Origin of the sequence: Maribacter halichondriae, assembly GCF_027474825.1 — a bacterium.
GTDB lineage: Bacteria > Bacteroidota > Bacteroidia > Flavobacteriales > Flavobacteriaceae > Meishania > Meishania halichondriae.
Genome location: NZ_CP107030.1, coordinates 3,402,645 through 3,415,720 on the forward strand (window position 1 = coordinate 3,402,645; position 13,076 = coordinate 3,415,720).

9 protein-coding genes are annotated in these 13,076 nt (G+C 41.4%); 1 reads left to right on the top strand and 8 read right to left on the bottom strand.

The features are described from left to right. Nucleotides 1–89: 89 nt before the first annotated feature. The 7 genes from uvrB to N8A86_RS15840 all read right to left on the bottom strand — a co-directional run bounded on the left by uvrB (nucleotide 90) and on the right by N8A86_RS15840 (nucleotide 10,747). Nucleotides 90–2,078 (bottom strand): excinuclease ABC subunit UvrB, encoded by a 1,989-nt coding sequence (gene uvrB / locus N8A86_RS15810; protein ID WP_273566264.1) that lies wholly within the window; start codon nucleotides 2,076–2,078, stop codon nucleotides 90–92. 59 nt (nucleotides 2,079–2,137) lie between these two features. Beyond that, a complete protein-coding gene (locus N8A86_RS15815; protein WP_273566265.1) occupies nucleotides 2,138–3,589 on the bottom strand; it encodes a T9SS type B sorting domain-containing protein in 1,452 nt (483 codons plus the stop codon). 57 nt (nucleotides 3,590–3,646) lie between these two features. Further along, the gene (locus N8A86_RS15820; RefSeq protein ID WP_273566266.1) at nucleotides 3,647–4,750 is read right to left on the bottom strand and encodes a T9SS type B sorting domain-containing protein; all 1,104 of its coding nucleotides are present in this window, start codon (nucleotides 4,748–4,750) and stop codon (nucleotides 3,647–3,649) included. Between the two features lie 77 nt (nucleotides 4,751–4,827). Further along, the gene (locus tag N8A86_RS15825; protein ID WP_273566267.1) at nucleotides 4,828–6,228 is read right to left on the bottom strand and encodes a T9SS type B sorting domain-containing protein; all 1,401 of its coding nucleotides are present in this window, start codon (nucleotides 6,226–6,228) and stop codon (nucleotides 4,828–4,830) included. Nucleotides 6,229–6,231: 3 nt separating this feature from the next. Continuing rightward, entirely contained in the window at nucleotides 6,232–8,970 is a 2,739-nt protein-coding gene (locus tag N8A86_RS15830; RefSeq protein ID WP_273566268.1) for a T9SS type B sorting domain-containing protein, read from the bottom strand. A 31-nt stretch (nucleotides 8,971–9,001) separates the two neighbouring features. Next, nucleotides 9,002–9,835 carry an ABC transporter permease gene (locus N8A86_RS15835; protein ID WP_273566269.1) on the bottom strand — a complete coding sequence of 278 codons (834 nt, stop codon included), beginning with the start codon at nucleotides 9,833–9,835 and terminating at the stop codon, nucleotides 9,002–9,004. A 9-nt stretch (nucleotides 9,836–9,844) separates the two neighbouring features. Then, a complete protein-coding gene (locus N8A86_RS15840) occupies nucleotides 9,845–10,747 on the bottom strand; it encodes an ABC transporter ATP-binding protein (RefSeq protein ID WP_273566270.1) in 903 nt (300 codons plus the stop codon). 83 nt (nucleotides 10,748–10,830) lie between these two features. On the opposite strand from N8A86_RS15840, the gene N8A86_RS15845 reads away from it, so the two are divergent. Next, complete coding sequence (locus N8A86_RS15845; RefSeq protein ID WP_273566271.1) at nucleotides 10,831–11,913, top strand: hypothetical protein; 1,083 nt, start codon at nucleotides 10,831–10,833, stop codon at nucleotides 11,911–11,913. Between the two features lie 80 nt (nucleotides 11,914–11,993). Here N8A86_RS15845 and N8A86_RS15850 read toward each other — a convergent pair whose 3' ends face one another. After that, on the bottom strand, nucleotides 11,994–13,052 hold the full coding sequence (locus tag N8A86_RS15850; protein ID WP_273566272.1) for a nucleoid-associated protein: 1,059 nt from the start codon (nucleotides 13,050–13,052) through the stop codon (nucleotides 11,994–11,996). Nucleotides 13,053–13,076: the final 24 nt, after the last annotated feature.

Genomic DNA, 13,076 nt, shown 5'->3' on the forward strand with positions numbered 1-13,076 from the left:
CCAGTTACTTGAATTATATTATTTGATTATTTAGATAAAATATTAAAAAAACGCTCCTCTTAAGGAAAGCTACAATAATTTTGTCTATTTCAGTCCTGTTCTTGTAATATTTTTATTTCGTCACGTAGTTTTGCGGCCTGCATGAAATCCAATTCTTTGGCAGCTTTTTCCATCATTTTTCGCTTCTCCCGAATAAGCTTTTCTATCTGGTCTTTGGTCAAATAGTCGAGGTCGGGTTCTGCCGCCCGCATCTCCTCTTTTTCAAAATGATAGGTCGAAACTGAATTTTTTGCAAGGGCACTATCCAAACTTTTATTCAGGGATTTAGGAGTAATATTATGTTCCAAATTATATGCAGTTTGTTTCTCTCGACGATAGTTGGTTTCGTCTATTGTCTTCTGCATACTATCCGTAATTTTGTCTGCATACATGATTGCTTTTCCGTTCAAATGTCTCGCCGCTCTTCCTACAGTTTGAGTCAAAGAACGGTTACTTCTAAGAAAACCTTCCTTGTCCGCATCCAAAATTGCGACCAAAGAAACTTCTGGTAAATCGAGTCCTTCGCGTAATAAATTCACTCCGATTAATACATCGAAAATCCCTTTTCTCAGGTCTTGCATAATTTCAACTCTTTCCAAAGTATCCACATCACTATGAATATATCTACAGCGAACATTGATGCGGTCAAGGTATTTCGCAAGCTCTTCGGCCATACGTTTTGTAAGGGTTGTTACTAGGGTTCTTTCGTCTTTTTCAACCCGTTGATGTATCTCTTCTACCAAGTCATCAATTTGGTTCAGACTTGGTCTCACCTCTATAATTGGGTCTAAAAGTCCTGTTGGGCGAATCACTTGTTCTACAAAAACGCCTTGACTTAATTGCAGTTCATAGTCTGCGGGAGTAGCACTAACAAATATTACTTGATTTTGTAGAGCTTCAAACTCTTCGAATTTCAAGGGCCTGTTGTCCATAGCCGCAGGAAGACGGAAACCGTAATCGACCAAGTTTACTTTACGAGAGCGATCTCCCCCGTACATGGCGTGCACTTGTGAAATGGTCACGTGACTTTCATCGACCACCATCAAATAATCATCGGGAAAATAATCGATCAAACAGAAAGGGCGTGTACCAGGTTCACGACCATCGAGATATCTGGAATAATTCTCAATACCAGAGCAGTACCCCAATTCGCGTATCATTTCTAGGTCGAAACTAGTGCGTTCTTCCAAACGTTTGGCTTCTAGTGGTTTTCCTATTTCCTTGAAATAATTTACCTGTTTCACCATGTCTTCCCCAATTTGGTGAATGGCGTTCTGTAGAATATCCTGTGAGGTCACGAACATGTTTGCCGGGTAGATCCGAAGACTTTGAAAGGTTTCTAAAACCGTATTGTTGAACGGGTCGAACGACTCGATTTCTTCTATTTCATCTCCAAAAAAATGAATCCGAAACGCATGGTCGGCATAACTGGGGAACACATCCACTACATCGCCTTTGACCCTGAAATTCCCGTTCCGGAAATCTGCGGTAGTTCGCGAATACAGTCCTTGTACCAATTGATGCAAAAGTTTGGTCCGTGCAATTACTTGGTCTTTTTGCACTTCAATTACGTTATTCTGAAACTCTACAGGGTTTCCGATACCGTACAAACACGAAACGGAAGCGACTACAATAACGTCACGTCGACCGGAAAGTAAAGAGGAGGTGGTACTGAGACGTAGTTTTTCAATATCCTCGTTGATGGATAAATCTTTCTCAATGTAAAGTCCTGAAGACGGAATAAAGGCTTCCGGTTGATAATAATCGTAATAGGATACGAAATACTCGACTGCATTCTCGGGAAAGAATTGCTTAAATTCGGAATATAGCTGGGCCGCTAAGGTTTTGTTATGTGCCAGAACCAAAGTTGGTCGTTGTACTTTTTCGATAACATTGGCGACCGTAAACGTTTTACCAGAACCTGTAACCCCAAGAAGCGTCTGATAACGCTCCCCCGACTCCATGCCCTCGACCAATTGTTTGATGGCTTCGGGCTGATCGCCGGTCGGTTTAAAATCGGATACTACCTTAAATTTCATCCTTTAAAAATACAAAAGACGAATGTTAAATTTCAATTGAAGAAGTATAATTTAAAAGGTTACCTTTTTAAAGTAAAGTGTCCTTGGATCAGTTGTTGACTAATAGACTCGGCCCTGAACCAATAATCAGAAGAAGGTACAGGTCTTCCCTTGACCAAACCATCCCAGCCTTTTGATTTTGGATCGATTTGTTTGATCAGTCTTCCATACCTATCAAAGATGGAGATATTTCCCTTGATGACCTCGGCTGTTTTTTCATTTTCTGGCGGGGGTATGAATTGCCAATAATCGTTTATTCCATCTGCGTTCGGTGTGAAAAATTTTGGAAAATCCTCAGATTTTAGTCCCCGTTCTATGAGTCGCGAGACTGTACCACAGCCATTTTTATCCCTAACAAAAATAAGATGTGGGCCTTCGGCGATATTGTAAAAGCTAGCCTCATCTTGGTACGGGCCATCTTCATTGTCAATAGCAAACTCATAATCTCCAAGACCCGTTACATTCACGGTTGCTTGTTTACCGGCCGTAAGCTTTCTTATGGCTACGGATTCTATGGTGGCGACCCCTGACGGAATGACATTAAAACTATTGATGGTCGGACATTCCAAGGTAATGCCTGAGCGGTCTATTCTATTATAGGCCTCAAGAAAGTAATTGCCTGTTTCAGTAATTTGAAAGTCCCTATTTTGCGACAATAGTAATTCATTTCCATTTTCAACGCGATACCAACGAAAGCCATCGGCCTCGCCTTCGGCCGAAACAGCAATGGGGCCGCTATTTTCACATTTGATGAATAGGTTTGGAAATTCGATTTCGGGCCCCGATGATTTTATTTCTCCGGTAATTGGGTCTTCCTCCTTACAAGGGTCGTCTATGGCTCCCGTAAAAAAACGTTCTTCCCTACAAGGCAGAGCAATACCATTTTCGTTTTCGGGAATCACGGTAACATATATCCAAAGGTCTTGTGGTAAGTCCTCAGGAGGGTCATAGGACAACACATTACCGACGTTGTGTTGGTCTAAAATATCCGTTCCTCCTTCTGAAGTTCCGATAGAGAGGGTATAACTTGTGGCTGTCGGGGCATATTCCCAAACAATATCGGTTACTACGGTCACATTGGCGGCATCATTGTCCGGTGCAAGCAATATAGTGCAGGCCGGAGGAGTGGTCACATCAACAGTGGTGAAACTTATTTCGGTACAGGCCCTAGGTATGGTATTGAATTGAATAATACTTAAATTGACATAAATGGGACTATTTTCGGGCAACCCTACAGGGGCTTTATAGAAATTATCGATTCCGGTGGCCTGTCGATTGACAATATCCGATCCGCCGGGAGTGGTTCCAAGCGAAATGAGGTATCCATTAATACCATTGACCGCGGGCCAAGTGACGGTGGCATCGACCGGGATATTGGTAGCACCATTCAAGGGATAGCTTATGTTCGGGCATTCTTGGGCATGCGCGAAGCATACAAATAGAAACAGAACATAGAACAGTTTTTTCTTCATTTGAATAAAATTCAAATATGATGTACGCAATAAGGGTTCATTAATTTATGCTAAAATCTATCGTTTAAGGGAAAAATGCCCCGTAATCTCTTGGGCATCGTTCGTAATTGCCTTAAACCAATAGTCAGACGATGGTAATCTTTTTCCCTTAAAAGTTCCATCCCAACCTTTTGAACTTGGATCGACCTGTGAGAGCAATATTCCATAACGATCATAAATATGGATTGTCTCAATGGTGATACCGTTATTTTCTGAAGGAGGGACATATTGCCAAAAATCGTTATATCCGTCTTCATTGGGAGTAAAAAATTTTGGAAATATAATTGAAAAAGTCTCCTTGGGCTCTTCTTGACAAATTGTTGGGTCGATGGTAACATTAAAACTGCTTTGGTCGTTACAGTCACCAGCCACTGCATAAATATAGATACGTTGCGACGTTGAAATAACATCTCCCGCAGAAAATATCGTACCGCGCCCACCGGTTTGTGAAAAATAGTCGATGCCCTCATCAAGTTCTGGTAAAACATAGTTTTCGCATTCCGCAACATTCTCAAATTCGGGCACTTTTGGCGGCGGAAGGACGATTAAATTGAAAATAGTTTCCTCAAAACAACCATCAGCGTCGGTCGCCCTGGCCATAACCCTACGTTGGTTTACCGCGAACTGGGTACCCAAGCTGAAATCAATAAGATCACCACCCGGATTATGATACGTAACCGTCAAACCAGTCTGTGTGCCGATGAGACTTATTTCAAGTGCCATAAGATCTATATTGAATTCTTCAAAGTTATCTTCGTCGGGGTCGCAAGTGAAAAAGTCGGGTACAGGATTTATAAAATGATCACAACCTTGTTGGGGTTCGGCATTGCCCGTGGTGAAGAGTTCATACGGACATGTTTGATCCGGTCTACCGGGAAAGCGTACTGTGATCTTTACGGATATGATTGTGTTTGCGGGGTATGTATCCCCTTCCGGAAGTTCGAACTCGGTACTGGTTCCAACGTCTACACGATCTACGAGATCTCGCCCACCGGGCGTTGTACCGATAAGAACATAATAACCCAAGGCATCCTCGACGGGTGTCCATGAAATCGGAGTAGTTACCGACACATTGGTGGCATCGGATGAAGGAACGGTTATACTCGGGCAGGTTTGGGCCATGGAGATACCTATGTGAAAAAAAGAAATAATATATAGGAATTTCTTGATCATATTTATAACTCTCAATTCGGCGTTTACTATCGTTTCAATGTAAAGTGCCCCTTTATCTCTTGTCCACTAAATGATGCCGCTTTATACCAATAATCAGATTCCGGCAATCGCCTACCTTTGAAAGAACCGTCCCAACCCTGTGATCTTGGATCTAATTGTTTCAGCAAATTGCCATAGCGATCATATATTCTAATGTATTCCAAATTGATTTCACCGCTTTCAGGGGATGGTCTGAATTGCCAAAAATCATTCGCACCATCTTGATTCGGTGTGAAGAAACGGGGGAAATTATCGGGAGACAAATCGAGTTCTATGGTACGCTGTACTTGACCGCATCCATTTTTGTCCCTGACAAAAACGGTTCGTTCTCCTTTGGGTACATTTTGAAAGACAGGACTTGCCTGATAGGGGCCAAATTCGGAATTTATCGTGTATTCATAATCTCCTTCGCCCGCCACGTTGACCGTGATTTCCAGTCCCGAGGTTTGCCTCTTTATGTCAACCGAGTTTATGGTAGGTACTTCTGAACGAACCACGGTAAAATCTTTCGAACTGATACATTCTATTGGAACCCCATCTTGACTGACAGTATTGTAAGCTTCAAAACGATACTCCCCCATATCAGAGGGTACAAACTCGTTGGTTTCAGAAAGTAAGGTCTCGCTTCCATCTTGGTTTTTCCTGAACCACCGAAAACCGGAAGCCCTTACAATACGGCTTAAGAGTGTTGTTGTGGTACCATCTATGCAAATGCCCACTTGATCAGGTATATCGACTTGTGGTAGAAAAGGGCTACAGTCAAATTCCGGTTCACTTACAATCAGACTTTCAATCTGACAGGGCCCATTATCACCATTTTCATTGTATGGTACAATCTGCACAAAAATTTCTTGATCCAAGGGTAAATCCTTTTCTGGAGCATAGGATAATACATTACCCACGTCGACATTATCAGCAATATCATTTCCCCCGCTTGTTGTACCTATGTTAACGCGATATCCCGTAGCCCCGTAAGCATAAGCCCAGTAAATACTTCCGAAGGTATCTCCTGAAACCAATTGGGTACATGGGGGCGGTTCGGTAACATCTTGTGTTGTGAAGGTCTCACCAGGACAATCTACTAAGGTGCCTTCGGTCACGAACAAACTAATGGTTACGTAAATACGAGTGTCATCCGGTAGGCCCAACTCCGGCGAGAAAGAATTGACCAGGCCGGCGGAACGACGGTTAAGTATATCTGTGCCTCCAGGGGTTGTTCCTAAAGAAATGAGGTATCCATCGACTCCGTTAACTTGGTTCCATCGGATCTCAGTATCCACAGGAACACCCACTGACCCGTTGGCAGGATCCTGTACCCTTGGACAGGTCTGGCCATAACTTAGTAGACCAAGACAAAAGATAAATATATAAAGTACCCTTTTTCGCATTTGTTATGATTTGCCAACTAGTAAATCATCTATGTTCTTATCTTTTAAAGTGAAATGGCCTTTGAACTCCCTTCCATTTGCCATACTTACTTTGAACCAATAATCAGAACTTGGCAGCATTGTGCCGTTATAGGTTCCGTTCCAGCCGGTACCGTCTGCGCCAATTTGCGCCATTTGCTTCCCGAAACGATCATATATCGCTATGAATGAGTCTCCCTGAAATCTATCATCGATTCCTATGAGTTGCCATGTATCGTTATATCCGTCGTTATTAGGGGTAAAAAATTTCGGGTAACCCAGTACCGAAATCAATTCTTCCGAAATACCGCATCCATTTTTATCCCTCACAAAAACTGTGCTAAGACCAGCGGGTACGTTCTCAAAAAAATTGGGTTCTTGATAGTTTTCACCATCCAAGGAGAATTCATAATCACCGTCACCTGAAACCTCGATCTGCACTGTATTGTTATCCGAAAAATCCGCAACGAGCAAATCTTCTATAATCGCTATATTCGATGGCAATACCGTAAACTCGAACCGGCTCTCACATACGGTGGTATTTCCATTTTGGTTATATGTGTAACCAACATCAAGTGCATATTGGCCTATCTCAAAAATCTCAATCTGCTGTGTGGTTGAAATAAGTTCTTCCGAGCTACCTACGATTTTATAAAAGGTATAGATGTCAAAACCTTCCGGCGCATCAATGGTCAATGACGGATTATCGGTACATATTAAATACGATGGTTCTAGTGAGAACAAAGGGGTGGGATTTACCATCAATGAAATTTCCAATACATCTTGACATTGATTAGCGTTTTCAAGTCGCACATATACCGTTTCGGATTCTGTGGCGTACAGATTTAGCAATTCATTTTTTTCAAGGGAAACATCTTCAAGAGAACTATAAAAACTTACTTCGCTATCCGGATATGTGGTGTTCTTAATTTCCTCTAAATCAAAAATTCCGATAAGCACATTATCCGTGGCATCTTCATCGCAACTATAGAAAGTATTCTCAGGACCATTGAAAACTATCGGCTGTACATGGATCGCTATTTCTCCAGAATTTCCACATCCCAAATTGTTGACGACACGATAGTAAATAATCTGATCAAAAGAGTTTGTATTGCCATAGTTTTGAGGGTTTTGAATCGGGGTGTTGTTCTCCATATCAGCTATGGTCTCATAATATAAATAGGTCACATCGGGGTTCTGTTCCACCTGTTTTAAATCCATAACCGTAAGACCATCGGTTGAGTTTTGGATATCGACATCACATTGAACTAATTCGATATTGTTCGCTTCAGGTATTGGTTCTATAGTAACGGTAGCTTCACCGATAATTGGGCATTCCGATGGATCGGTGGTCGTAATGGAAAGTCGATAACGTCCTGAATCATCGGCATCTGTGCTTTGTATTTCTAAAATGTTTTCAGTTAGATTTTCAAAAGGAACACCATCTTTTTCCCAAAAATAAGTAGCACCAGGAATTAGTTCTGTCTGTAGTACCAGACTTTCATTCCCACAAAGAGAGACGGTACTGGCGGTAGACCCATCAGGATTCAAGATCAAATCAATTTTGCTAAAGAACGATTGGATGAATGGAGGCAATCCCTGACCGGAGACTCTGCCGTTCAGTGAGATTGCGTTGTGCTGATAGTTAGAGGCTACGCCCTTGACATTCGGGTTGTTTATAACCCCGAGATAGGATGTGCCGATAAAATAATTCTGTGATATGGTTCTATATATTTTTCCATTGTCGGCCAATTGAAGACCCCCTCGATATAAGGGTCTGGAATCGAGAATTACTTCTGAAGCGGAAATATTCTGTGACAGCATATCATACTGAAGTAGATTGGAGAAATGCCCCGTAGCTTCTAAAAGATCATTGGATGCATGAACGTACAGGAATTGCCCATTAGGCGAAAACTCGACTCCGTACGGCACTTTATGAGGTGCCGAAATCGAGATGCGCTCTTGGTTTGATAGCTGTCCTGTGGCCGCATCGAAATCATAAGAATAGAGGCCAAAGTCACCATTGGCGCTGACAATTTTTGTGCCATCGGGAGAAACTTTCAGATTCCCCCTCGCATCTTGAATGGCCAAATCAGGGAATGTAGATCGTATCGATGTGGTAGCCACTCCTGTGGTGCTTATTTCAAAGGCGTGATAGGTATTGAAAGGATTTGGCCCACCGTTATTATCCGCTAACGTGATTAACCAGATTGATTGGTCCGAACAGTCTCTTAATACCGCGGTAATCTTTTCGGAACAATCGCCCAAGAGCCTGATATTTTTTTGAGTTATGGCGCCCGCACCAGAATTCATCGAAATGTCGACGACAGAATAGTTCAGGCCGTTATCCACATCCCCTTGCTGCACTGAGGTGTCTACGGTGAAGATGTAATAAATAATTGGTGAGCCTGGTCGTGGTACGATCAGTGCCGATTGCGTACTCGAAGGGTCTCCATATAATCCTCGGCCATTTTCCATGACCTGATGATTGCGATCGTATACGGTTATGCCATCGGTGTAGAAAAGTAGATTTCCCAGAGGGTCTGAAATTGTAGCACACCCCTCTATGGTATCGATCTGTCCGTCGGTCAGACCGGTAACACTACCATCTGGATTGAACTGTATGCCAGCGCCGTTGCCAAAATACCAATTATTGGTCTCACCTTGCCCAAAAAACAGGGTAGGGCATAGCAAAGCCAACATCAGAAGTTTAGCAATTTTCATTATCATAGCGTTCTCGGAACTCTACAATATACTACAAATCTCGCTTTTTCAATAATGCATAAGACAAATAGATAAAAATGGCCGTCCAACCGAGAACGATCAAAATCTCGTACCAGCGTACCGCATAGTCGAGTACAATTTGTTCACCTACCTGATCGGCCACGGTTTGTACGGCCTCTAATCGGGTCACGGGCTCCTTGATCAAGTTCCACATGGCATTCAAGGGAAAGAACCCCATGACGGCATCGGTGGTATCGCCATCGAACAATTTCCAACGCATCATTCCGCGTGCAAATCCTTCGAAGACCTGCCATAAAACAAGAAATCCTAAGGCGAAGGCCGATCGCTTTACTAAAATGCCCAAGAAAAGGCAGAAAGAGAAAAACCCCATCAGTTTTACAAAAAAGGCCAATAGAAATTCAAGGTCGGAAAAAATAATGGACAGTTCGTTGTAGTCGGAATAAATAAGCCCTAAAATCATCGACACCACAAAAACAAATACAGTGGAAATCAACGCGAAAGAAAATACGGTCAAGACTTTTGAAAGGATGAACTCTTTTTTAGAAAGACCGTCTATCAGGTTTTGTTTGATGGTCTTATTACTATATTCATTTGCCATCATTGATACGATTACAATGGCCAAGAAAAGTTTAAAAAAGGCGGTTACGAAGGTATTGAAATGCCATATATAGGGGAAGTTGAATATACCAACTTCGGCCAAATGAAATTTTACCGGCCCAATATCGAATTTTATGGCGGCGACCAGGGCTATCGATGTCAGAAGGATAAAGTATGATAGAATCAAAACCCTACTGGCCCGGTTGTTCCAAAGCTTTATGAATTCTATTTGAAGGAGTCGTACCATGTTTTTCGTTTAATTAGCTTGGTTCTTGGTCATTGTCAGGAATTGTTCTTCAAGACTTTCTTTTCTTTGGACCAAATGGGATAGGATGATACCCTTGTCAAAAAGCATTTTATTCAATTCGGCGGGATTAAGTTCCTCCTTTAAAAATGCGGTAATCGATCCGTTTTCTATTTTTAGTTCTCCAAAACTGGCATGGTCTTCCAAAAAAGATTTTAGTTTTTCGGTTTGATCGGTTTTCAATTCAAAGAATCCATGACTGGCCAACATACCGTCTACCGATCCTGAATAGAGTTTCTCGCCTTTTCGCAAGATGACGACGTGACTGCAAACTTTTTCGACTTCATCCAATAAGTGCGATGCCAACAAGATGGTCGTGCCTTGGGAAGCGATTTTTTTTATGATTTCCCGAATTTGATGAATTCCTTGTGGATCGAGACCGTTTGTAGGTTCATCCAAAATCAGAATTTCAGGGTCGTTCAGAAGCGCGGAAGCTATCGCCAAACGTTGTTTCATTCCTAAGGAATAGGTCTTGAATTTGCTGTTCTTTCTATCCAGAAGGCCGACCAGTTCCAGTTTTTCCTCAATTTTAGCCTCTTGTACCTCTTTGATTTTACAGACCAATTTTAGGTTTTGAACTGCAGTCATGTAAGGATAGAAATTGGGACGCTCAATAATAGCACCTACTTTTTTAAGGGCCTGATGGGTCGATACGTTTCCGTCGAACCAAGAAAACTCACCGCCCGTTCGGTTGACTACGTTCAAAACGATGCCCAATGTTGTCGATTTTCCGCTCCCGTTCGGGCCGAGAATACCATAAACATTGCCTTTTTCAATAGAGAAGGAAAGATTTTTGACAGCGGTCAGATAACCGAATTTTTTGGTAAGGTTGTTTACCGTAAGTATTTTTTCCAAAATAGGGCTGTTTTTAAGTGGTCTGTTCTTACTTGACGAAGAAAGCCTAAATTTGTTACAAAGAAGACCCATAAATTCGAAATATGTCCGAAGAGCGATTAATGTCAAAGAAAAAACCGGCCTATCCGGTAAGTGCGAAGTTGGACGAGTACTTGGACCACTACAGCCGAAAAATCGAAATCCCCATTTTTTATGAGGATTTGCTTCGCTTTTCTGGTTCGGTGGTAGTCTATGACGCCAATGACGAAGACACGCTTTGGATTCGTGTATATTATTCGGAGTTCGACCGGAAGGAAATAGACGAAAGTCTGAAAAAAGTATATTCTATTTTGCATTCCGATGGCAGCAATAATATACATCAGTACCTTAATGTCGATGCTGTCGATTTCTGCACTTTTGGTAACTCCAAACCCTTCCGTATTAAAATCAGAAATATCCTCAACGACAATTTCACGTATTTCTATATCAAGAAAACCGACGCTTCAAGAATTTACGGGTTGGAGCTTGAACACATGTTGTCTCCTTATAATTTGAACTTTTTAGTGTACAAAGATACACTGATCGAAGAGCATATAGCCGGTATTCCCGGCGATGTTTTTATAAAGGATATGTTGCCTAAATGTACCGAATCGGAAAAAGCACAATTGGCCAAGGAGTTCGTTAAATTCAATGAACGCTGTATGATCCGCCTTTTGGGCGACATGCGTTCTTATAATTACGTAATCGTACCGGTGCATGATTTTGACCATGTCGTTTATAGAATTAGGGCCATCGATTTTGACCAACAATGTTTCGAAGGAAAGTTAAAAGTCTATCGCCCACAGTTTTTCAAGGAAAATTTTAAAATGGTCGAATTGGTACGTGGAAAACTGATGCGTGACTCTGTCGATCAATATAAGTTAGAGGAACGTTCTATCGTTGCAAAGCGGATTCTTAGTTCTGGCAACAGAATTAAAAAATTAAGGGCCATTAGTAAAACGGATACAATTTCCACTGATGAAAATATTGATTTGCTCAAAAATCAGATTTATGATATGACTTTGGACATGAACTTTAAGAAATGTAAGGGCATGGGAGAGGTCCTAGATCTAGCTTTGAACTTTGTGCGCCGAAACTATGAGGATGTTAGCATGAAGCAGATTATCGAGAATAAGATAAAAATATAAAATTCCAAATCGCAAGCTCCAAGTTGCAAAAATATGTAATTGGTGTTGGTACGTAGGATTTTATTTTTGTGCTACGTGCCCTAACTTTTCTGCTCTTTATTGAAATACACGAGGTAATAGTACATCTGCCGCTCTTCGTCCCAACCTTTCTCCACGAACTTTTCGGCGGATTCAGGGTTGATGAAATCAAGTTTTATTTGAATATTGGTATCTAGATTGATGACGTTCTTGATTTTTTTTCGAGCGTCTGATACGGCTTTGTTCGCTATATCAAAATTGGAAACATCTTCAATACTGTATTTTGGTCCTTTTTCTACCTTGTAGTGCTTGAATTCGGGAATCAGCTCAGGGTTCTCCATGACCTCGTTCAGAAAATTACTTTCCTCGAAGGCGTCGTTTTTTGCAAAATGATTGACGGCACGGTTCATGAAAAGCACTTCTTGCTGTTTATCCTCGGCCGGTAAAACGACATCCTTCGCAAAATTCTGGCAAAACTTCAGGTAATTCTTTGTATAAAAGTTTTCATCGGCAAGTGCATTCACTTCCAAGAAATTCTCCAGCCAATATTTGGCGTCGTAGCGGTTGTTATCTACCGATAGCACTTTATACCCTGCTTCTTTTTGTACATTAAAAATCAAACATCCTTTGTCCAATTTATTGATGTTGATGCCTTGTTGTACCACAATATCTAAGTTTTCGCCTTGCTCTTCGAGCTGTAGAAAATCATGTTTTAGCTCACTTTTAAAAATTCCGACGGCATCAACTTTTTTATTGTCCAAAAGAATACCTGACAAATACGTCACATAAACCTCTCCACTTTTGATATGTGGATGGTTGGACTGCTCATAAAGATGTGTGGCCAGTTTTTTGGAGTTTTGGTGGGTTTTCGAAGAGTCGTCAAAAATCTCGGATACATATTTATAGACTTCATTGAATTCGACATCGACCTCATTTGCCAGATGAAAATAATTCTCTTCTTTTTCACGGAAAGGTTTAAAGAAATATTCCTTTAGCAGACCTGTCGTTTCATCATTTAAGTTAAAAGGCTCCGCAGAAAGAAAAATACTTTCGCTTTTGTTTTTATTGCCAACACGGTGCAAAGAAATACTTTCAATTTGAGTAGGGTAGAGGTTAATCATTCTTTTGTTAGGAGTTAGGAGTTA

What these genes read in the sequence shown, in the direction of transcription:
- uvrB (WP_273566264.1), bottom strand. Translation starts at nt 2,078, where the DNA reads ATGAAATTTAAGGTAGTATCCGATTTTAAACCGACCGGCGATCAGCCC.
- N8A86_RS15815 (WP_273566265.1), bottom strand. Translation starts at nt 3,589, where the DNA reads ATGAAGAAAAAACTGTTCTATGTTCTGTTTCTATTTGTATGCTTCGCG.
- N8A86_RS15820 (WP_273566266.1), bottom strand. Translation starts at nt 4,750, where the DNA reads ATGGCCCAAACCTGCCCGAGTATAACCGTTCCTTCATCCGATGCCACC.
- N8A86_RS15825 (WP_273566267.1), bottom strand. Translation starts at nt 6,228, where the DNA reads ATGCGAAAAAGGGTACTTTATATATTTATCTTTTGTCTTGGTCTACTA.
- N8A86_RS15830 (WP_273566268.1), bottom strand. Translation starts at nt 8,970, where the DNA reads ATGAAAATTGCTAAACTTCTGATGTTGGCTTTGCTATGCCCTACCCTG.
- N8A86_RS15835 (WP_273566269.1), bottom strand. Translation starts at nt 9,835, where the DNA reads ATGGTACGACTCCTTCAAATAGAATTCATAAAGCTTTGGAACAACCGG.
- N8A86_RS15845 (WP_273566271.1), top strand. Translation starts at nt 10,831, where the DNA reads ATGTCCGAAGAGCGATTAATGTCAAAGAAAAAACCGGCCTATCCGGTA.
- N8A86_RS15850 (WP_273566272.1), bottom strand. Translation starts at nt 13,052, where the DNA reads ATGATTAACCTCTACCCTACTCAAATTGAAAGTATTTCTTTGCACCGT.